The organism is Streptomyces sp. NPDC003300 (genome assembly GCF_040610915.1).
Classification (GTDB): Bacteria; Actinomycetota; Actinomycetes; order Streptomycetales; family Streptomycetaceae; genus Actinacidiphila.
Genome location: NZ_JBEXNE010000014.1, coordinates 148,333 through 167,654 on the forward strand (window position 1 = coordinate 148,333; position 19,322 = coordinate 167,654).

Annotated in this window: 20 protein-coding genes, 1 tRNA gene and 1 pseudogene; 9 read left to right on the forward strand and 13 right to left on the reverse strand. The window is 70.1% G+C overall.

Translation table 11 applies throughout. The features are described from left to right. Window positions 1–141 precede the first annotated feature (141 nt). Together ABZX65_RS21480 and ABZX65_RS21485 are read left to right on the forward strand one after the other, a co-directional pair. Window positions 142–528 carry a helix-turn-helix domain-containing protein gene (locus ABZX65_RS21480; RefSeq protein WP_355342160.1) on the forward strand — a complete coding sequence of 129 codons (387 nt, stop codon included), beginning with the start codon at window positions 142–144 and terminating at the stop codon, window positions 526–528. A 3-nt stretch (window positions 529–531) separates the two neighbouring features. Continuing rightward, window positions 532–1,113, forward strand: a complete 582-nt coding sequence (locus tag ABZX65_RS21485; RefSeq protein WP_355342163.1) for an ImmA/IrrE family metallo-endopeptidase — start codon at window positions 532–534, stop codon at window positions 1,111–1,113. A 12-nt stretch (window positions 1,114–1,125) separates the two neighbouring features. Here ABZX65_RS21485 and ABZX65_RS21490 read toward each other — a convergent pair whose 3' ends face one another. The 5 genes and pseudogenes from ABZX65_RS21490 to ABZX65_RS21510 form a co-directional block, all read right to left on the reverse strand. Continuing rightward, on the reverse strand, window positions 1,126–1,665 hold the full coding sequence (locus ABZX65_RS21490) for an NUDIX hydrolase (protein ID WP_355342166.1): 540 nt from the start codon (window positions 1,663–1,665) through the stop codon (window positions 1,126–1,128). A 59-nt stretch (window positions 1,666–1,724) separates the two neighbouring features. After that, entirely contained in the window at window positions 1,725–2,030 is a 306-nt protein-coding gene (locus ABZX65_RS21495) for a hypothetical protein (RefSeq protein WP_355342169.1), read from the reverse strand. Window positions 2,031–2,313: 283 nt separating this feature from the next. Then, complete coding sequence (locus tag ABZX65_RS21500) at window positions 2,314–2,871, reverse strand: GNAT family N-acetyltransferase (RefSeq protein WP_355342172.1); 558 nt, start codon at window positions 2,869–2,871, stop codon at window positions 2,314–2,316. After that, on the reverse strand, window positions 2,868–4,127 hold the full coding sequence (locus tag ABZX65_RS21505) for a hypothetical protein (protein WP_355342175.1): 1,260 nt from the start codon (window positions 4,125–4,127) through the stop codon (window positions 2,868–2,870). The genes ABZX65_RS21500 and ABZX65_RS21505 overlap by 4 nt, the downstream gene beginning before the upstream one ends. A gap of 204 nt (window positions 4,128–4,331) precedes the next feature. Then, window positions 4,332–4,487: pseudogene (locus ABZX65_RS21510) on the reverse strand (helix-turn-helix domain-containing protein); the annotation flags it as partial. Window positions 4,488–4,959: 472 nt separating this feature from the next. On the opposite strand from ABZX65_RS21510, the gene ABZX65_RS21515 reads away from it, so the two are divergent. Next, window positions 4,960–5,304 (forward strand): hypothetical protein, encoded by a 345-nt coding sequence (locus ABZX65_RS21515; protein WP_355342178.1) that lies wholly within the window; start codon window positions 4,960–4,962, stop codon window positions 5,302–5,304. 36 nt (window positions 5,305–5,340) lie between these two features. Then, the gene (locus tag ABZX65_RS21520; RefSeq protein ID WP_355342181.1) at window positions 5,341–6,207 is read left to right on the forward strand and encodes a site-specific integrase; all 867 of its coding nucleotides are present in this window, start codon (window positions 5,341–5,343) and stop codon (window positions 6,205–6,207) included. A gap of 61 nt (window positions 6,208–6,268) precedes the next feature. Here ABZX65_RS21520 and ABZX65_RS21525 read toward each other — a convergent pair whose 3' ends face one another. Together ABZX65_RS21525 and ABZX65_RS21530 are read right to left on the reverse strand one after the other, a co-directional pair. After that, window positions 6,269–6,604 (reverse strand): hypothetical protein, encoded by a 336-nt coding sequence (locus ABZX65_RS21525; protein WP_355342184.1) that lies wholly within the window; start codon window positions 6,602–6,604, stop codon window positions 6,269–6,271. Window positions 6,605–6,717: 113 nt separating this feature from the next. After that, a tRNA-Thr gene (locus ABZX65_RS21530) sits at window positions 6,718–6,791 on the reverse strand. A gap of 184 nt (window positions 6,792–6,975) precedes the next feature. Here ABZX65_RS21530 and ugpC point away from each other — a divergent pair. From ugpC to ABZX65_RS21550, 4 genes are all read left to right on the forward strand, one after another. Next, window positions 6,976–8,106: a sn-glycerol-3-phosphate ABC transporter ATP-binding protein UgpC gene (ugpC, locus tag ABZX65_RS21535; protein WP_355342187.1), complete on the forward strand. Its 1,131-nt coding sequence runs from the start codon at window positions 6,976–6,978 to the stop codon at window positions 8,104–8,106. Window positions 8,107–8,423: 317 nt separating this feature from the next. Next, window positions 8,424–8,852, forward strand: a complete 429-nt coding sequence (locus tag ABZX65_RS21540; RefSeq protein WP_188280613.1) for a hypothetical protein — start codon at window positions 8,424–8,426, stop codon at window positions 8,850–8,852. A gap of 120 nt (window positions 8,853–8,972) precedes the next feature. Continuing rightward, window positions 8,973–9,806: a nucleotidyltransferase family protein gene (locus ABZX65_RS21545; RefSeq protein ID WP_355342190.1), complete on the forward strand. Its 834-nt coding sequence runs from the start codon at window positions 8,973–8,975 to the stop codon at window positions 9,804–9,806. 144 nt (window positions 9,807–9,950) lie between these two features. Continuing rightward, window positions 9,951–10,877, forward strand: a complete 927-nt coding sequence (locus ABZX65_RS21550; RefSeq protein ID WP_355342193.1) for a teichoic acid biosynthesis protein C — start codon at window positions 9,951–9,953, stop codon at window positions 10,875–10,877. Window positions 10,878–10,951: 74 nt separating this feature from the next. Here ABZX65_RS21550 and ABZX65_RS21555 read toward each other — a convergent pair whose 3' ends face one another. After that, window positions 10,952–12,628 (reverse strand): beta-1,3-glucanase family protein, encoded by a 1,677-nt coding sequence (locus ABZX65_RS21555; protein WP_355342196.1) that lies wholly within the window; start codon window positions 12,626–12,628, stop codon window positions 10,952–10,954. 152 nt (window positions 12,629–12,780) lie between these two features. Further along, a complete protein-coding gene (locus ABZX65_RS21560) occupies window positions 12,781–14,172 on the reverse strand; it encodes a ricin-type beta-trefoil lectin domain protein (protein WP_355342199.1) in 1,392 nt (463 codons plus the stop codon). 561 nt (window positions 14,173–14,733) lie between these two features. Here ABZX65_RS21560 and ABZX65_RS21565 point away from each other — a divergent pair. Then, window positions 14,734–15,630 (forward strand): endonuclease/exonuclease/phosphatase family protein, encoded by an 897-nt coding sequence (locus ABZX65_RS21565; RefSeq protein ID WP_355342202.1) that lies wholly within the window; start codon window positions 14,734–14,736, stop codon window positions 15,628–15,630. A 101-nt stretch (window positions 15,631–15,731) separates the two neighbouring features. On the opposite strand, the gene ABZX65_RS21570 is transcribed toward ABZX65_RS21565, so the two are convergent. The 4 genes from ABZX65_RS21570 to ABZX65_RS21585 all read right to left on the reverse strand — a co-directional run bounded on the left by ABZX65_RS21570 (window position 15,732) and on the right by ABZX65_RS21585 (window position 19,293). Then, window positions 15,732–16,490, reverse strand: a complete 759-nt coding sequence (locus tag ABZX65_RS21570; protein WP_355342205.1) for a hypothetical protein — start codon at window positions 16,488–16,490, stop codon at window positions 15,732–15,734. A 152-nt stretch (window positions 16,491–16,642) separates the two neighbouring features. Beyond that, complete coding sequence (locus ABZX65_RS21575) at window positions 16,643–17,416, reverse strand: hypothetical protein (protein ID WP_355342208.1); 774 nt, start codon at window positions 17,414–17,416, stop codon at window positions 16,643–16,645. Between the two features lie 279 nt (window positions 17,417–17,695). Then, window positions 17,696–18,151, reverse strand: a complete 456-nt coding sequence (locus ABZX65_RS21580; RefSeq protein ID WP_355342211.1) for a TerB family tellurite resistance protein — start codon at window positions 18,149–18,151, stop codon at window positions 17,696–17,698. Between the two features lie 149 nt (window positions 18,152–18,300). Next, window positions 18,301–19,293, reverse strand: a complete 993-nt coding sequence (locus ABZX65_RS21585; protein ID WP_355342214.1) for a zinc-binding dehydrogenase — start codon at window positions 19,291–19,293, stop codon at window positions 18,301–18,303. Window positions 19,294–19,322: the final 29 nt, after the last annotated feature.

The window sequence follows — 19,322 nt, forward strand, 5'->3', positions numbered from 1 at the left end:
GTGTCTTGCCCATACCTCAGCCACATGGATCGAGAGTTTGTCACTGTTTGAGATGTCGAACAGTGCGTGATCAAGCTAGCACGTGTCGTTTGAGATGTCGAACACTGATAGAAAGGAGCGACCAACCCAAGGAGGAGGGCGATGGCCCGGACCCGCGTGAACGTGGTCGCCCTATACGCAGCCCTGGACGCCGCACGGACAACAAAGAAGCTGTCGTGGCGGCAGCTGGCAGCGGAGGTGGGAGTGAGCCCCTCAACCATGACGCGCCTCGCCAACGGACACCGGCCGGACGTCGACGCCTTCGCGGCACTGGTGCACTGGCTAGGTGCGCCGGCGGAGAGCTTCATGGTCGACTCCGAGATTGGCAGCACGAGGCAATCAGCGGGAGAGCCAGAGCTACTGGTGCAGCTAGCCCCTCTTCTTCGATCTCGTAGCGATTTGAGCGAAGAAGATGTTAAGTATCTGGAAGAGGTGATCGGCGCGGCAATGCGTCGCTTCACAGCAGAACGGGACGCCCGTACGGAGTGAAGCATGGCAGAGCGATGGACCAAGTCGGCCTTGGAGGAGCTTGCCCTAGAGGAGCGCTCTCACATAGGAACGACTCCGTTCGACTGCCTAGACTTATCGCGGCTCTGCAGTGAATGGGGAATCCCGGTCTACGCAATCAGCCACCTCGCCGATCAAGGCTGCTCCGCTGAGGCGTTGAAACACTTCGCAGACGATCAGCCGGGACGTTGGTCTGCAGCTCTAGTGCCCGCGGGAAGCGGACGCTTTATCATCGAGAACTCTTCTCACTCACCACAACGACGCCGGTCGAACGTGGCCCATGAGATGGCCCACCTGCTGTTGGAGCACGAGTTCGACAGCATTCTTTTCAGCGATGATGGGTGCCGTTCCTTGGAGCCTGGTAGGGATCCGCGTGAGAAGCAAGCTCTCGCACTGTCTGCAGAACTTCTGGTACCCAAGAAGGCCGCCATTAGAGCTGCGATCAACGGTTGGCCAGACGACCGGGTGGCCCAGCATTTCGATGTCAGCATCGAGTTCGCGCGCATGCGCATGAACCCATCAGGTGCGAGGGAAATCGCAAGACGTTACCTGGCCAAACGAGCGTAGCCCCCAGCAGCATCAACCGGCCACCACATGCATGTGGTGGAGAAGAAGAAGCGCTGCTACCGCGTTGGCCGAGCGGATCTCGCCGCGTTCGATCAGGGAGGGGACCGCGGAGAGCGGGACCCATTCGCGGCGCTCGGATTCGAAGTCGTCCTCGGGGTGGCCGATGTGTTTGGCGTTGGTGGACCAGTAGACGTGGTGGCGGCCGTCGGTGAGGCCGTTGGAGGGCTCGACCGTCAGGAGGTGCTGCAACGGCCCCAGGCGCCAGCCGGTTTCTTCGAGCATTTCGCGGGCGGCTGCGGCTTCGATGTCCTCGCCGTCTTCGACGACGCCGGCGGCCAGTTCCCAGCCCCAGTTGTCGGTGATGAAGCGGTGGCGCCACAGCAGGAGGGCTTCGCCGGCTTCGTTGACGGTGGTGGCCAGGGCGACGGGGCGTTGGCGGATGAGGTAGTGGTCGAGGTGACGGCCGTCGGGGAGTTCGACGTCGGCGAGGTTGAGGGTCAGCCAGGGGTTCTCGTAGACGGTCTTCTCGCCGTGGTTCTTCCAGACCGACATGGGCGTGCTCCATCCCTGGTTGCCTGTGGGGTGCCTGGGACGGTATTGCATCGGCCCGGTCACAGCGGCAGGGACAGCGACGCGTCGATCTGCTCGACAGCGTCCCGTGCGGTGGCTGAGCCGTGGTCGGCGAGCAGGCCGCGCAGGCGGACGAAGCGGTCGCGCAGGCGCTGTGATTCCTGGCCCTGGGCGAGGGTGAGGGCGGTGAGGCTGTGGGCGGCGGCCTGCTCGGGGTTGCCGCGACCGAGGTCGGCGGTGGCGAGCGTGGCCAGACGGTGCGCGGAGCCACGGGCGTGTGCCTGGGCGCGTACGGCTTTGGTCGCGTAGGTCTGAGCCGGGATCCAGTCGCGCACGCTGATGGGCACTTCGGCAAGCTGCGGCTCGACCAAGCCCGGTGGGACGTAGCCAAGTTCCGCAAGCTCGTCGGCCGAGCGAGCCGCGCTAGGTTCTAGGCGTCGGAGTCGCACGCGCAGATATCGCGACCACAAGCGTCGGTGATCTACTCAGCACATGGTTCGCAGCACTGCCACAACAACTCGGACTTCCCCTTGAACTGCTGACGGATCGGGCAGCACAGCGCTGATTCTGTCCCGGTCCGCGGCCACCCGACTCATTAACTCCTTGCTATCAGCCGGACCACCCGTCCGTTCAGCCGAGGTCCAAGACGAGTGAGTTGTAGATCGGTGCCCCAGGCCACGGTTGGGATAGGCCGATCGTGCGGTAGCCCCAGGCGGCGTAGGCGGATTGGGCGGGGGCGGCTTCGGGTTCGGGGCGGGTGGTGAGGGTGACGCGTTCGACGGGTTGGCCTGTCACGAGGGCGTCGTGGAGGCGGCGGGCGATGCCGCGGCGGCGCCACGGGGCGCGGACGGCCAGCTCGATGATGACGAAGGTGCGGTCGCCGGTCTCGGTGGTGAAGTCGTCGGGGAGCGGGGTGAGGGCGCTCTTCCACCAGGTCGTGTCCGGGGGCAGGCGGTAGCCGAAGGTGAAGCCGACCGGCGCGCCGTCGCTGTCGCAGGCAACGGCCATGCGGAAGCCGGGGCGCTGGGTCTGGCGGGCGAAGCGTTCCAGAAACTCCGCGACATCCCGGGGACCTTCGAGGTACGGCGGTTCGGCGTACGCCTCTTCGTACACCGGCAGGATGGCGTCGAGCTGCTCGGCGGCGTCCTGGCCTTCGTGTACGCCCACGGTCACCTCAATGCTGGTCATCTTGTGCTCTCCGCTTCCTGGATGTGGTGGCTGAGGACTTCGACCGGCTCGCGCACGCCCGCACTGCCGGTTTCGGCGAGCAGGTCGCGCACCTCGGCGAGGCGGTGCAGGACGCGACCCGACTGGACCTCAGCGAGATGGCCGAGGGAATCCACGGCCTCGGCCGCGCCCTTGTCCGCCTCTCCGGCCCGGACGAGGCCGCGTGCGAGAGTCAGCCGGTACAGGGCACGGTTGCGGCCGTACTGGCTCTCCTGGTGGGACAGCGCGGCCTGGAGGTACGGGATGGCGGCGCGGTGGTGGCCGAGGTCGGTGAACAGCAGGCCCTGGGCGAAGTCGAGTTCGGCCCGCCCGTGGAAGTCGACCCAGGCCGGCCCTGGGCGGCCTTTCGCGGCGCGTTCGGTCAGGCGCATGGCGTCGGCCAGTGCCCGGCGGGCCTCCGGCGCGTCTCTTATCGCCGCCAGCGCACGGGCCTCGCGAGTGGCGAGCAGGCTCTCCAAGGCGGTGGAGCCCAGCGCCTTGGCCTTGCGCCGGGCGGCGCGAGCCAGCTCCAGGCCGTCACGGGGGCGATCGACGTGCACGGCTTGCAGGCTCATGCTGGCCATCACCAGGATCTGCAAGCTGTCGTCCCCGAGCATGGTCGCCGAGGTGAGCGCGTCCCCCCAGTAGCGCGACGCGTCGTTCTGCGCGCCTGCGTCGTAGGCGAGCCAGCCGCAGTGCTCGGCGGTCTCTCCCGCGAGCAGGTGGAGTTGGCGGCCGATGCTGTCAGGGTAGGTGCCGGTGTTGATGACGCGGCGGACGCGTGCAAGGTGACGTACGGCTAAGGGCCGTACGTCGGCGGAACCGTACGCGTTGTCCAAGGCGAACAGGCTACGCAGGCCTTCGCGCAGTTCATTGAGGTGAGCGGTACCGACGGCGCTGTCGGTGGTGAAGGTGGCGCCAACGGCTGTGCCCAAGGCTCCGCTGAGCAACGCTCGTCGCTCGATGCCGTGCGACGAGTCGTAACCGGGCAAGCCGGCGGGAGGCTGCGGGAACCCGCGGTCTGCCGGGGAGGTGCCGAACATGGCGTGCAGCGTGCGCCACGCAGCGGCCCGCGGGCGCGGCGGATCAGGCTGCTTCCAGCGTCGCAACTGGCGTCCGGTCACGGTGACTTCCTCGCCGATCTCCTGTGCCGTCCTGGCGAACGCGGCCAGGAACGTCGTCGACAGGGACCATCCGCGGTCGTAGCACTCGCGCTCGAACCGTGTCTGCTCGGGCATGCGTTCCTCCTGCCTCCGAGATCACCGTAGCGCCGGGTGGGACCGTGAAAAGTCCGCGCTGCCGCGAAAAGTCCGCCCTGGCGTCCGAGGGCATGTCCGCCGGGAGCCGCCGCGAACCGGTTGTCTCAGTGCACTGGCACAAGGAGGCACGCCATGGTGCAAGAGGACGACAGGGGAAAGGCTCCTGTCGCAGACGACGACCGGCCGCAGGTGCCGCCCGAGCTTGTGGACCTTCGGCCCGATGCCCCGGTGCCGCCACTGGTAGAGGGTGGCCACCGGCACGCCCAAGAACTCCGACACCTCCACCGGAGTGGCCAGCGCACGCCGCACCCCTGCTACATCATTCTTCGCCTTCTGCAATCCTTCTCGCTTTCTCCTCCGCCGAACGGCGGCCGTTACAGAACCCAGCCACGAGCGACCGGGAAGGACACAACCGTAGGAGCAGAAAGGCTGCCGACCAAATAATTCGGCACTTGACTCTGAAATATCGTGAAGGATGCCAACCGGCGGCCGGACCAGAGGTAACGTACAGAACTCAAACCCGCCGACCAGCCGCCCCATCACAGCACCTCACCAGGAGACATGCCGCTCCAGAACTTCTGGCGCGGGAAGCTGGCACGGAATGTGCCGCCAACAAAACGACAGGCTTAACGGGGTCGTAAATTCATCCCCGGACACTGCGACCAGGCACCCGGATGCGAAAAAGAAAAAGCCTGAACCAGTGTTCAACGGAGCGGGCGACGGGTACCTTTACCAAGCCCGTTAACCGAATACAGAGGGAGCAGAACCGCTTGTTCATAACGAACACCCCGCACCACCGGACCGGTGCCTGATGGCCCGCGTCTGGATAGAGGATCGCGCCGACCACACCGCCTATACCCAGGCCGTGGCCAAAGCGAGGCAGGCAGGACGGACCCCGCCCGGCCGCTACCGCGTGCGCTGGTACGGCCTTGACGGCAAGCCGAAGATGAAAACGGTCCAGCGAAAGGTCGACGCCGAAGCCGAGCGGACCCGGATCGAATCTCGCCTCGGCGACGGCTCATACCGCGACCCGTCCGCCGGACGAGCCCGGCTGGCGGAGGTAGCCGAGTCCTGGCTCGCCGCGCAGGTCCACCTGAAGCGCTCCACCCACAACCGCTACCGCAACGTGCTCGACGTCCACGTCCTTCCCAAATAGGGAAGCACCCCGCTCGACCGTGTCCGCTACGACGACGTGGCTCAATGGCTCGCCGACCTGCTCTCCGGGGAAGCCACCGAAGGCCGCAAGTTGAGCCCACGCAGCGTCCGCAAGGCGTACGTCGTCCTCAGCCGCGTGCTGGGCTTCGCGGTGAAGGCACACCGGATCGCCTTCAACCCGGCAGCCGGCGTCCCGCTTCCGAAAGTCGCCCCCACCGATCACGTCTACCTCGACGAGGTACAGGTCGAAGCGCTCGCCGAAGCAGCGGGCGAGTACGGGCTGTTCATCCGGCTACTCGCCTACACCGGACTGCGCTGGGGCGAAGCGTCCGCGCTGAAGGTCGGCCGAGTGGACCTCGGCGCACGCCGGGCCTACATCGCCGAGGCGTACGCGGACGACGGCGGCAAGCTCTACCTGGACACGCCCAAGAACCACGAGCGGCGCTCCGTCCCGCTACCCCGGTTCCTCGTGGACGACCTCACGGCCTACGTCGCCGAACACGCACCCGACGAGCTGCTGTTCACCGCCCCGCACGGCGGCCCGCTCCGCATCCGCAACTTCCGCCAGCGCTTCTTCGACCCAGCGGTCGGGGCGGCAGACCTCGGCCACCTCCAACTGACCCCGCACAAATTGCGGCACACCGCCGCCTCGATCGCCATCGCGAGCGGCGCGGACGTCAACGTCGTCCAGACCATGCTCGGCCACAAGTCCGCGACCCTCACGCTCGACGTCTACGGCCACCTCTTCCCCGACCGGCTGGACGAGGTCTCCAAGAAGATGCACAAACGCCGGAACATGATCCTCGCCAAGGCCCAGGCGAAGGCCGCCAAGGCGGAACGCAAAGCCAGGAAGGCCGCCGAGGAGTTGGCCGCCCTGACAGAGGAGAACGCGCTACCGCCCTGACAACCGTCCGACCCACTCACTGCCGGACGTCGTCCCCACTCCCGAGCGAGGGCGGCGTCCGTCAGTCGTCCCTGCCCAAGAAGGCGTCCAGCGCGTCCGTCGCGCGCCGCGCCATCAAATCCCGTACCGGCTGCGGCGGCTCCCGGTCGTCCAGGATGAAGATCCGGCCGTCGATCTCGCGGGTCAGCGTCTTCCAGCCCAGGCGCCGGCCGACCGCACGGGCCGCTCGGCGGATCTCGTCGGGCGAGCCGCCCAGCTCCTCGATGTCCTCGGCGTTCAGGACGAGCCGACCGCCATACCCCCGGTACTCCGGCTTCAGCGACGCGCGCACCAGCGTCTCGACCCGGTCCACGAGCTTGTCGTACCGCCGCTTCGCCAACTCGTCCTTGGGAGGCACCGGCTGCCTCCTCCCCACCCCGTCCGGGACACGATGTGTGCTGAATGTGTGCCGGACGGGAAAGGCCCCACCGCCCACAAGGACGGCGGGGCACCTGACCAGCACAAACAGAGAGCCCCCTGTCGGATTCGAACCGACGACCTTCGCTTTACAAGAGCGGTGCTCTGGCCAGCTGAGCTAAGGAGGCGCAGGAGAAGTGTAGCGGGCACGGATCGGGGGGTGGGAGGGAAAGTGGGGGGCGGGGGGCTGGTGACAAGGGGCGGGGGGCAAGGTAGCGTCACGGGAAGGTTCACACAGTGTGGACTGGACCAATCCTTCCTTTACTCGGATCGTCCGGCACGTTCCTGCCGGTGAAGGGACTGTAATCAGTCATGGCAACTGTCACGTTCGACAAGGCGACCCGCATCTACCCCGGTGGCGACAAGCCCGCGGTGGACGGCCTGGAGATCGAGGTCGGGGACGGCGAGTTCCTGGTTCTCGTCGGGCCCTCGGGTTGCGGCAAGTCGACCTCCCTGCGCATGCTCGCGGGTCTCGAGGACGTCAACGCGGGTGCGATCCGGATCGGCGAGCGGGACGTCACGCACCTGCCGCCGAAGGACCGGGACATCGCGATGGTGTTCCAGAACTACGCGCTGTACCCGCACATGACCGTCGCGGACAACATGGGCTTCGCCCTGAAGATCGCGGGCGTCAACAAGGCCGAGATCCGCAAGCGGGTCGAGGAAGCCGCGAAGATCCTGGACCTCACCGAGTACCTGGCGCGCAAGCCGAAGGCGCTCTCCGGCGGTCAGCGCCAGCGTGTCGCGATGGGCCGCGCGATCGTCCGTGAGCCGCAGGTGTTCCTCATGGACGAGCCGCTGTCGAACCTCGACGCCAAGCTCCGCGTCCAGACCCGTACGCAGATCGCGAGCCTCCAGCGCCGTCTGGGCGTCACGACCGTGTACGTGACGCACGACCAGGTCGAGGCCATGACCATGGGTGACCGCGTGGCGGTCCTCAAGGACGGCATCCTCCAGCAGGTCGACAGCCCGCGGAACATGTACGACCGCCCCGCGAACCTCTTCGTGGCCGGCTTCATCGGCTCCCCGGCGATGAACCTCATCGAGGTGCCGATCACCGACGGCGGCGTGAAGTTCGGCAACGCGGTCGTGAACGTCGAGCGCGAAGCGGTGCAGGCCGCGTCCGACAAGGGCGACCGTACGGTCACCGTCGGCGTCCGCCCCGAGCACTTCGACATCGTCTCCGAGAACGACAGCTCCAAGGCGCTGACGAAGGAGGGCCCGGCGGGTCTCGCCGTCACCGTCAACGTCGTCGAGGAGCTGGGCGCCGACGGTTACGTGTACGGCTCGGCCAAGGTCGGCGACGAGGACAAGGACGTCGTCATCCGCGTCGGCGGCCGCGCGATCCCCGAGAAGGGCTCCGTGCTGCACGTCGTGCCGCGCGCCGGTGAGACGCACGTCTTCGCCACCTCCTCCGGCGAGCGCCTGACCGACAACCGCTGATCCACCGGTTCCTCCACGCCGACGGCCCGCCGGTACGTGACTCCTCACGTACCGGCGGGCCGTCGCCGTGTGCCACCGGTATGTGCCCCGCCGGTACGTGCCCCGCCGGTACGTGAGCCGCCGCTACCTGAGCCGCGCCGCCGCGTCGCCGCCTCGCCCCCACCCCCGCCATCCGTACACGTTGTCGACAAATACATACGCATATCCGGCCTTTCGGGTGTGTTCGTCAACACCCGAACACCCTCTCCGAGATTTTCACTCCCTCGTCAGGGTGACTAAATGTCGCCAAATCATCACCAGTCGCTACGATCCGATGCGTGAACCAGGTAGCTCGCCGTCTCGGCAAGACATTCGCGCTCGTTCTTCCGGTCGTTCTCGTGCTGTCGGGAACGCTCGCCGTCACCCGCGTCCCGTGGGCGGACTCCTCCTCCGACTCGCAGGTGCTCACCGCATCCGCGAAGACGAAGGAGCAGGTTGCCGCGCAGGATGCCTCCAAGGCACCGCAGGAGGTGCTGCGCCGCCGTCTGTTGGACGAACTCCAGGAGAAGGACCCCGGCGCCGCTCTGACCCAGTTGCAGGTCGAGATGGCGCGTCAGCCGTCGCTCGCACGGTACTGCGCGTCGATCGCCCGGTCGCTGGGGCGCGCCGCCGTCGCCAAGTACGACGGCGCCACGCAGCGCGCCCAGGCGTGGTCGCGCCCGGTGTGCGACACCGCCTTCGCGACGGGCGTCGCCTCGGTCGGCTGACATCGCTGTTGACGGCGGCCTCTCCGGCCGCCTCCCACCACCGGCACGCGCGAGGAACCCCTTGCGGCGTACGGCCCGCCCGGTGCGGGACGTACGCCGCCTTCGCATAGGGTGCGCTGCATGACGCGCGCCGACGACCGTTCCCCCTCGACCGCCCACGACGCCTCGCGCGCCGAGGCCACGCACCACGCCGCCGCGCCGGATGACGCCTCGCGCCACGACGCCGCGCCGGTCACCCAGGCCGTGCTCCTGGCCGGCGGCCAGGGCTCGCGGCTGCGGCCGTACACCGACGACCGCCCCAAGCCGATGGTGGAGATCCCCGGCACCGGGACGCCGATCATCGGGCACCAGCTCGCGTGGCTCGCCGCCGAGGGCGTCACCGACGCCGTCGTGTCCTGCGGCCACCTCGCCGAGGTGCTCCAGGAGTGGCTGGACGGCACCCCGCAGCCGCTGAACGTGACCACGGTCGTCGAGCGCGAACCGCTGGGCCGCGGCGGCGGGTTGAAGTACGCGGCGGCCTCGCTGCCCCGGCCCGACGAAGCCTGGTACGCCACCAACGGCGACATCTGGACCCGCTTCTCGCTCCGCGAGATGGCCGCCTTCCACCGTGAGCGCGACGCGATCGCGACCCTCGCGCTGGCCCGCCCCCGTATCCCGTGGGGCGCCGTCGAGACCAACGAGTTCGGCCAGGTGCTGGACTTCATCGAGGCCCCGCCCTCGCCCTTCCTCATCAACGCGGGCGTGTACGTCTTCGCGCCCGGCTTCACCGCCCAGCTCCCGGACCGGGGCGACCACGAGCGCACCACCTTCCCGCGGCTGGCCCGCGAGCGGAGGCTGGCCGGTTTCCCGATCCCTCAGGGCGCCTACTGGCGGGCCATCGACACCGCCAAGGACCTCACGGAGGCGGCCAAGGAACTCAGCGCCCGCCCCGTGCAGCCGCCCGCCGCCGTCTGACCGACCGCCCCGTGCAGCCGCCCGCCCCGTAGGACTGCCCGCCCCGCCTCCGCCCTGGGCATTGCGGGGTGTGAAGGGTGGTGCCAGGGTGGCGCAATGTCGAAATCACTGTCGCGATCCCTCTCGCGCCGCACGGCGTTAAAAGTGGCCGGTACCGGCCTGCTCGGAGTCGGCGCGGGCGTCGCGCTGAGCGAGTCACTGGCAGCGGCCGACGTCCCGGCCTCCCAACGGTTCGACCTGTCGCAACCGTCGTACGAGCGGTTCCGCGGGGTGTCGCTGCACGAGACGCACCACGCGATGCAGGGCATGGCCTACGACAACGTCAACCGGCGCCTGTACATCGCGCAGATCCAGAACGGCAGCGACGGCGACGACCTGTGCGTCAACCAGTTGAGCATCAGCGGCGGCCTGACCGGCCACATGCACGTCAGCAACGCGGGGCACGGTGTGTCGATCGGGGTGGAGCCGGTCGGCACCGCGTCCTACATCTGGATGGAGTGCGACTCCGACCAGCACAGTGACGCCGGTCGCGGCACGGCGCTCGCCCGCTTCAAATTCGTCAACGGCGGCACCCCGTCGTCGGTGAAGAAGTTCCTCACCGGCAGCAAGACGATCTCCTGCGCCACCGACCCGGTCAACAAACGGCTGTTGGTCCGCCGCAGCGAGAGCGGCGGCATGCACTACAGCCTGTTCTCGCTCGCCGACGCCGCCGCGGGCCAGTTCTCCAGCCCGCTGGCGCACTTCGCCCAACCCACCCTCGGCAACGGCTCCGTGACCTTCCAGGGCTACACGTTCCTCGACAACTACCTCTACACGCTGGACGGCACAGGGCACGAGGACCCCGCCGACATCAACTCCTACGTGACGGCCACCGACATGAACACCGGCAAGGTCGTCCAGCGCTCCTTCACCGCGGCAGGCAAGACCCTCTTCTACCGCGAGCCCGAGGGGATGATGGTCTACCGGACCGTCAACGACAACCCGCGCCTGTGCTTCGGCTTCGCCTCCCGCCCCTCCATGACCAGCTCCACCCGCTACGCGAGCGTCTACTACAAGGACGTCCTGATCTGACGTTCCCCACCCGCTGGGGCCGGGCCGCACATCGCGCGGCCCGGACCCGGCGGAGGCTGAGGGACGGACCCGGATCAGTGGGTGAAGGTGAACCAGTTGATGTTGAGGAAGTCGGCGGAGGAGCCGGACGAGAAGACGAGATAGACGTCGTGGGTGCCGGTGACGGAGGCGGTGACGTTGGCGGGGACGGTCTGCCAGTTCTGCCAGCCGCCGTTGTTGCCGAAGTCGATCTCGGCGATCTTGGTCCCGGTGGTGCTGCCGAGGCGGACCTGGAGGGCGCCGCTGACGCCGGGGTCGGCGCCGGAGGCGAGGCGGGCGGTGAACTGCAGGGGCGAGGAGGAACCGAAGTCGAGGGCCGCGTACTTGAGCCAGTCGCCGTTGGAGATGTAGCCGACGTCCTGGCCGCCGCCGGAGTCGGTGCACGCCTCGGTCTGGGTGCCGCTCTGGGCGCTGTAGGACTCCGCCTGGACGGTCGAGTAGGCGCCCGTGCCGCCACCGCCGGGCGGCGGGGTGGTGCCGGAGCCCGCGCCGGGACCGAGCGAGACCGTCCAGGAGGTCGGCGCGCCGTCCTGGATGTGACCGTCGACGGGAGCGGCGCCGGTGGGACCGACGTCGTCGTACGGGAAGGCGTATCCGACGTTGGCGTACTTGTGGACGAGCCGCGCGTAGTGGTTGGTCGTCGCGTCCGTGTAGTACGCGGAGGGCGCGACGCCGTCGGGCTGGTTGTTGCCGCCGCCGACCAGCAGCGAGCTGCGGTTGAGGGCGGCGGCCAGCCGGGCGGCGACCGCGCCGCGGGCGTCGCCGCCGGAGTTGTAGAGCGGGCCGCTGGCGCAGCCGAAGATGTCGACGGCGCTGGGCTTGGTGAACGGCACGCCGTTGGTGTTCAGACCCGAGAAGACCAGGGTGTTGCCGGAGACGGTGCCCGAGTACGAGCCGATGCCGCCCTGCCCGTTGATGGTCAGCGTGTGCGACTGGTAGTAACTCCACACGCTGTTCAGGTAGTTGTTCCAGTACCCGCCGAAGTCGGTCGGCGAGTGCGAGGGCGCCAGGATGCGCAGCGCGGCGCCCGAGGAGTCGGTGGCGACCAGCTTGTCCCACGGCGCCCCGTCGGCGGCGTGCTGCGCCTGGAGCCCGGAGGCGATGGAGGCCAGCGCGCCCGAGGGCAGCGGGCTGACCGACTGCGAACCGCCGCTGCCGGTCGTCGCCATGGAGACGGGCAGCGCCACCATGTCGACGTAGCTGATGTTCGCGTACAGGTTGGCGCTGTTGTACGTGAACTCGCAGAAGGTCCAGTTGGTCAGCCAGTTGGGGTCGCTACTGGTGAAACCGGGCTGTACGAGACCGGGTACGCCGCCGTTGCCGCCGGGCGGGTTGACGTAGAACTGGATCTTCTTGCCGACCGAGAACCAGACCCGGCCGCCGATCACGTAGTCCTGGAGCGTGAAGGTGGTGGCGGCCGAGCCCGAGGCGCCCAACTGGAGGGAGAAGTCGGCGATCGGGGTCAGGACGGATGAGGGGCTGGGCAGCCGCTGGAAGCGCCCGGACGAGGTGACGAAGCCGGGCCAGCCGGAGCTGTCGGAGCCGCTGATGTAGGCGTAGACCGTGCCGTTGCCCGAGTTGTTCTTCAGCGAGACGGGCAGTGACGGACCGGCCGCCGCGGCCCGCGACGTCAGGCCGCGCGCCCACAGCGGGGAACTCGCGGCGGCGGCGCCCGCGCCGACCGCGGTGACGAAGGATCGTCTGGAGACCACGTACTCCTCCTTGGAGGTGGCAGGCGGGCCGCCGCCGTCGGTGCGTCGGGGCGGCGGCTCGCGTGGGGGGACTGCCTGGAAGAACGTCAGAACCTGGGGCCGGGAGTGCCGTAGGCCGTCGGGGCCTCAGGTCGTCAAGAGCTGAAATACCGTCAGGACGGCAGGTGCCAGACCTGGTTGGCTCCGCCCGTGCAGTCCCAGATCTCCACCTGGGTGCCCGCGGTGGTCGACCAACCGGTGTCGTCCAGGCACCTGTTGGACTGCGGGTTGTACAACGACCCGTTGGACTGCGGTATCCACACCTGCGAACCGGTGTTGTTGCAGTCGTAGAGATCGACCAGCGTCCCGTTGGCCGTGCCGCCGCCGTTGACGTCGAGGCACTTGCCCAGGACGTGCAGGGTGCTGCCCGCCTCCACGACGGTCCACTGCTGCGCGGCCGTGCCGTTGCACGTGTAGACCTGAACGGGGTTGTAGTTGGCGGTACTCGACGCGCGGTCGTCCAGGCACAGGCCGCCGTAGCCGGTGATGGCCTTGCCGCCGGACGGCGGCGGGGTCGTACCGCCGCCGGTCGTCGTGTACGCGGCCACGTATCCGACGCTCATCGTCCCGCCGGACGTCGTCGCCGAACTCGGCGAGGTGCAGCCGCAGACGCCGTTGGGGAAACCGCCGCCCATCGCGAGGTCGAAGATGATGTTCAGGTTGTGGTCGTACGCCGCCTGCCAGGTGGCCGCGCCGACCTGGCCCTCGCTGACGCTGAAGTACGAGGCGCCGTCGAGGTAGAAGGTGATCGACTCGTTGGACGTGTTCGTCCGGTCGAGGATCATCGAGTACGTGTGGAAGCCGCTCTGGCAGCCGGAACACGCGCGCAGGCCGCTGCCGATGCCGTTGCCCTCGTTGCAGACACCGCCGGGGTACGTGCCGCAGTGGATCGTGCCCGCCACCTGGGACAGGGCGTTGACGTCCTCCATGATGTCGATCTCGCCGTTCTCGGGCCACTGGCCGGGGCCGAGCATCCAGAACGCGGGCCAGTAGCCGAGGCCGTTGGCCGGGCTGGGCTGCTGGATCGACGCCGTGACCTGCAACTTGCCGCCCGCCGGGGCGCCCGCGACCGCGGTGGGCGTGTGGATGCGGCCCGACGTCCAGTTGGTGCCGCTGCCGAGCGCGGTGATGTTGAGGTGACCGTTGCCGTCCAGGTGGACGTTGCTGGTCGAGTTGGTCATCGTCTCGATCTCGCCGGTCCCGAAGTTCGCACCGGGGCCGGTGTCGTACGTCCACTTCGACCCGTTCGGCGCGCTGCCCGCCGCGCCGGCGAAGTCGTCGCTGAAGACGGTGGTCCAGCCGGACGGCGCGCCCGGCACGGTGACCGCGTCCGCGGACGGGGTGCCGACGGCGAACACGGCGAGCGCGCCGAGCGCTGTGGCGAGGGCGAGTTGACGCCATGCGCGGAAGGCGCGGAAGGCGCGGAATGCGGCGGGTCCGGAGAAGGTGCGGGCGCGCGAGGCCGACCGCGGGGATCTGCTGTGGGGGGATGAGCGGTGGGTCACGGAGAGCTCCTGACGGTCCGTCAATCGGCGGACGGGAAGAGTTGCCAGGGAACACGCGGAGGGGGGAGCGGTGCCGCGGATACGGCGGCGGATGCGGTGGTACGGCGGGGTGTGACGGGTGCGGCGGATGCAGCGGGGGTGCAACGGGCGCGGCGGTGAACCGGTCGCGGCGCGGAGGCGGGGCGTCCGGTGGTGTAGACAACTGAGCGAAGTTGATTGAACCCGTGTACATGCGCTGCCGTCAAGATGTGGTGAGAGCGCTCTCTGGGCTGCCGCCCGGGGGCGGGGGACCGAGGCCGCCCGTGGTGGCCGGAACGCTGCCCGCGGGGCGGCCCGGCGCCGGGCCGGCCCCAACGGCCTTGGGCGGGCGGGCTGTTGGCTTCCGGCGGGTCGGTGATCTCGCGGGAGTCCGCGCACCGGGGGGGCGGCCGACCGGCAGGGGGTTCACCGACGGCTCGGTCCGCGCCGGGCGGTTCGCGGCACCCGACTCGCGGATACGGCCCGCCCCGGTCGGGCGCTGCTGGTCACCGGGGGTGTGGCTATCGTCGGAGTGTGCGCTTTGTGACGTTTAACGTGCTGCATGGGCAGGCGATGACCGGGGGGCGGCCGGTGGCGTTCGGGGTGGGGGAGGCGGCGGGGGAGCCGTTGGGCGCGGCCGTGGCGGCGCTGGACGCCGACGTCGTGGCACTCCAGGAGGTCGACCGCGCCCAGGAACGGTCCGGGCGGATCGACCAGGCGCGGGTCGCGGCCGACGCGATGGGCGCCGCGCACTGGCGCTTCGCCTCCGCCGTCCACGGCCGGTCCGTCCCGGGCGAGGGATGGGTCCTCGACCCGAAAGCGCCGGACCTCCGGGTCTACGGTCCACCGGGTGCGGGTGCGGGTGCGGGTGCGGGTGCGGGTGCGGATACGGACACGGACGCGGCTGGCGATGCGCCCGCGCACGGGGTCGCCCTGCTCACCCGGCTGCCGGTACGGCACTGGCGGGCCCGGCGGCTCGCACCCGCGCCCTTCGCGCTGCCGCTGCGGGTGGCCGGACGGCCGGGGCTCGTATGGGTACGGGACCAGCCGCGGGCCGTGCTGGCCGCCGTACTGGAGGGCGACGCCGGACCGTTCACGGCCGTCGCCCTGCACCTGTCCTTCGTGCCCGGCTGGAACGCCCGCCAACTCGCCGCCGTACGCCGCTGGATCGCCGACCTGCCCCGCCCCTACCTGCTCCTGGGCGACTTCAACCTGACCGGCGCCGTACCGAGGACCGTCCTCGCCGCCACCGGCCGCGAGCGCTGGCACGACCTCGCCCGCACCCCCACCTACCCCGCCCACCGCCCCCTCGTCCAGTTCGACCACATCCTGGCCCACGGCGTCCCGCCCTCCTCGGTCCGCCCCGCCCGGACCTCGGCGACCGCCCCCCTGACCCCCCTGTCCGACCACCGCCCCCTGGTGGCGGACGTGCAGTGGTGACCCCCGCCCCCTGAAGCGCCCCCGCCGTCCACCCGCGCGGCAACGGGCTGCCGTTCGTTACGGCTGAGGCGCGCTCGCGGCGGCGAGCCGTCCGCAGGACGTCAGCCGTCCATTTGGTGGAAGCGGGACTCGGCGAAGGTGAAGGCGGTGTCGCGGACGCCGAAGGGGTGCTGGAAGGCGTGGTTGAGCTGGGCGGTGAGGCAGATGGCGAAGGCGATGGCGGCGCCCACGAAACAGAGGGCCACGAGATGGCGGGCGGTGGCGGTGAGGCCGAGGACCGGGGGGAAGGCGATGAGGAAGCCGCCGGCGACCAGCATGGCGAGCCAGGTGATCCGGGGCATGCCCGCTTTGACCTCGGCGGCGCGGTCGGTGCGCGTTTCGTAGACCGTGGCCAGCGCCGTCGTGGCGGCGGACTTCGCCGTCTGGTGGCCGGGCGCGGCGGCGCCGACGGCCGCGCGCACCTGGTCGAGGGCATGCCATGCCTCGGGGCTGGTGTGCCCGTGGGCGAGTTCGGGGAACTCCACGGTCCTGACGTCGGAGGTGTACTGCCGCAGCAGCGCCCGCACCTTGACGCGGTCGGGGCTCGCGAGACCGCCCGCCGCCCAGTACGTGTCACCCAGCGCCCTGGCCTCGTCGTACGTACGGGACCGCGCGGTGCTCAGCGCGGACCAGCTGCCGGCGACCTGGAAACCGGTCAGCAGGATGAAGGAACTGAGCAGGACACCGCCGATGAGCGACAGCGCCTGACCGTTGAACTCGACGCTCGCCAGCCGCTGTTCCTGGCCGAGGAAGTGGCCCAGCAGGACGGCGAAGGCGACACCGCCGAGGACGGACAGCAGCGAGACGACGTACATGGACATACGACTCCTGGGGCTTCGGTACGGCGGTGCTCAGGTCTCAGGTGGTTCGGTGCGCGCGGGTGCGCGCCTGCTCTGGACGAGGTGACCTCTGGGCGAGGCGACCTCTGGGCGACGTGACTTCTGACGACGCGACCGCTCCGGACGAACCGAGGTCAGCGGCGACGTGCGACGAAGCGCGGCAGGGCCGCGAGGGCGGCGGGCAACAGGACGGCCAGCATCGACAGCAGCCACCAGCGCGACACGCTCTCGTCGGGGCCGGGCGACGGCGGCGGCTGCGCGTCGAAGGGCGGTTCGGCGCCCGTGCCGCGCGGCTTCGCGTCGTCGTCCCCGGCCGACGACGGCGTCGGTGACAAGGGCGCGGCCGGGCGTACGCCGGGCCCGGCGGCCGTACGGTGCCGGGCGGACGCGGCGGCCGGCGCTGCGGAGGGGGGAGGAACGGGCGCGGAGCCCGCGGGGGACGGTGTCGGGCGGCCCGCGCCATTCGTGGGCGGCGTCACGGGCGGCGGTACGGCTACGGGGCCCGAGGCCGTCGGGGCCGCGGTGGGGGTGCACGTGGGGGAGGGGGAGGAGGTGGGGGTCGGGGACGACGTCGGCGTGGGTGTCGGCGAGCCCCCGCCGGACGGCGGCCTGGGGCCGCAGGGTTCACCGACCTTCACGGTGAGGCGGCCCACCGGGAGCCGTAAGGAGACATCCAGATGCAGCAGTCGGCTGATGATCCTGCCGTCGACGCACACCGCCACGGTCACCGGCTGGTGCCCGCCGCTCCCGGCTTCCCCGCCGCTGCCGGTTTCCGTCGCGGCCGACGCCCGGCCCGCCCCGGCCACGACGCCTGCCAAGACAGCGACGGCGAAGACGGCGACGGCGACCGGTGTGACGGCTCGTACCGCCACGGCCGCCGCGCGGCACGCGGAGCCCCCCACCGGCACGGTCAGCACCTCGCTTCCCCAGGAGTCGCCCGGTGGCGCGCAGTGCTGTACCGGTTTCCGCTGGTATCAGCATGAAGATATGGGGACGCGGAGGGTCATGTCATTCGAACAGCCCAATATGGCCAAAAATGGGCACGCGGCATGTGCCGCCCGGCGGCGCGGCTGTCACCAGGCCGCGCACCGCCGGAGGCAGGGGCGCCGGATCACGAACTCGACCGGACCACGAACCCCGGTCGCGGAAGCCCCCGGTGACGGAGACCCCCGGTCACGCGGGGCCGGTCAGAGGTCGAACTCCGCCGGGTTGAGGCCCACCGCGAAGCACGCCTCGCGCACGACGGCCTGCTCGGTCTTGTCGAAGTCGCCGTCGGCGCCGCCGATGACGATGCCGATCTGGATGACGGCACGCGCCTCCGTCGGCTTCTTCTGCACCTTGGCGATCTCCTGGAGGATCGCCACCTTGCCGAGGGCGAAGTCGGCGGTGAGCTTGGTCAGGTAGTCCTCGAAACGGCGCTGGAGGTCGGGCGCCGGGAAATTCTGCAACACGTCGTTGCTCGCGATCAGCGACGCGACGCGCTGCCGCTCGGACGGGTCGACGGAGCCGTCGGCGGCGGCCACGAGCGCGCACATCGCCATGCTGGCATCGCGGAAGGCCCCGCTCTTCAGGTCGTTCTTCTTCGCGTTGAGCTGGGTCTGCATCGTCTTGGTGGAGTCTTTCAAGCGGTCCCACAGGGCCATGAGCGGGTCTCTCCTCGGGCGGGGTTCGGTACGTGGTCCGTACGCGATCTGAGAACTCTCGGGGAGCGTAAAGGAGTTCCCAAGACGGAAAGACGGCACCCGGCGAGCGCGTGTGCGGGCCGTACGCCGTCCCCCGCCCGAGGTCCCGGCTACGGGATCAGGACGACCTTGCCCATCGTCGCCCGCGACTCCAGCGCCCGGTGCGCCCCGGCGGCGTCCGCGAGCGGGAAACGCTGTACGGCGGGCCGCAGCCGGCCGTCGGCTGCGGCCTCCAACGCCTCGGTCTCCAGGGCGCGCATCCCTTCCGGGGTGCCGGTGAACTTCTGGAGGGCCGGGCCCACGACGACCCGCGAGGTGATGCCGCGCTCGGCGAGTTCGCTGTCGGCGAAACGCAACGGTTCGCCCGAGGACCAGCCGTAGACGAGGTGCCGGCCGCCGGGCGCCAGCAGGCCGACCGCGGCGCGCGCGAGGCCGCCGCCCACGGAGTCGAGGACGACGGTCGCGCCCGCGCCCCCGAGGAAGTCCCGCACCTCCCGCGTCCATTCCGGCCGCCCGTAGTCGACGGCGAGGCCCGCGCCCAGCGAGCGGACCCGTTCGGTCTTCTCCGCGCCGCCCGCCGCGCCGACGACGGTCGCGCCGAGCTGCCGCGCGTACTGCACCACCAGCGTCCCGATGCCGCCCGCGGCGGCCAGCACCACCACGGTGTCGGCCGCCCGCAGTTCCGCCAGCCGCAGGATGCCCACCGTCGTACGGCCCGTGCCGATCATCGCGACGGCCGCGGCGGCGTCCAGGCCGTCGGGGAGCGCGTGCAGCCGGGCGGCGTCGGTGACCGCGGCCCCCGCGTACCCGCCGGGCACCATGCCCAGGTGCGCGACGACGCGGCGGCCGAGCCACGCCGGGTCGGTGCCGTCCCCGAGCGCGTCCACGGTGCCCGCCACCTCCCGGCCCGGAATCGTCGGCAGTTCGGGCGCGGGCATCGGGCCGCCCTCGTACTTACCGGCCCGCAGCGTGGTGTCCACCAGGTGCACTCCGGCCGCCTCGACCGCGATCCGCACCTGCCCCGCGCCCGGCACGGGGTCCGGCACCTCCTCGTACCGCAGATTCTCCGGAGGGCCGAAGGCGTGCAGTCGTACGGCGTGCATGGCGGGTCTCCTGTCGGGGTACGGGCGCG

What these genes read in the sequence shown, in the direction of transcription:
- ABZX65_RS21480 (WP_355342160.1), top strand. Translation starts at nt 142, where the DNA reads ATGGCCCGGACCCGCGTGAACGTGGTCGCCCTATACGCAGCCCTGGAC.
- ABZX65_RS21515 (WP_355342178.1), top strand. Translation starts at nt 4,960, where the DNA reads ATGGCCCGCGTCTGGATAGAGGATCGCGCCGACCACACCGCCTATACC.
- ABZX65_RS21490 (WP_355342166.1), bottom strand. Translation starts at nt 1,665, where the DNA reads ATGTCGGTCTGGAAGAACCACGGCGAGAAGACCGTCTACGAGAACCCC.
- ABZX65_RS21585 (WP_355342214.1), bottom strand. Translation starts at nt 19,293, where the DNA reads ATGCACGCCGTACGACTGCACGCCTTCGGCCCTCCGGAGAATCTGCGG.
- ABZX65_RS21505 (WP_355342175.1), bottom strand. Translation starts at nt 4,127, where the DNA reads ATGCCCGAGCAGACACGGTTCGAGCGCGAGTGCTACGACCGCGGATGG.
- ugpC (WP_355342187.1), top strand. Translation starts at nt 6,976, where the DNA reads ATGGCAACTGTCACGTTCGACAAGGCGACCCGCATCTACCCCGGTGGC.
- ABZX65_RS21485 (WP_355342163.1), top strand. Translation starts at nt 532, where the DNA reads ATGGCAGAGCGATGGACCAAGTCGGCCTTGGAGGAGCTTGCCCTAGAG.
- ABZX65_RS21580 (WP_355342211.1), bottom strand. Translation starts at nt 18,151, where the DNA reads ATGGCCCTGTGGGACCGCTTGAAAGACTCCACCAAGACGATGCAGACC.
- ABZX65_RS21500 (WP_355342172.1), bottom strand. Translation starts at nt 2,871, where the DNA reads ATGACCAGCATTGAGGTGACCGTGGGCGTACACGAAGGCCAGGACGCC.
- ABZX65_RS21570 (WP_355342205.1), bottom strand. Translation starts at nt 16,490, where the DNA reads ATGTCCATGTACGTCGTCTCGCTGCTGTCCGTCCTCGGCGGTGTCGCC.
- ABZX65_RS21545 (WP_355342190.1), top strand. Translation starts at nt 8,973, where the DNA reads ATGACGCGCGCCGACGACCGTTCCCCCTCGACCGCCCACGACGCCTCG.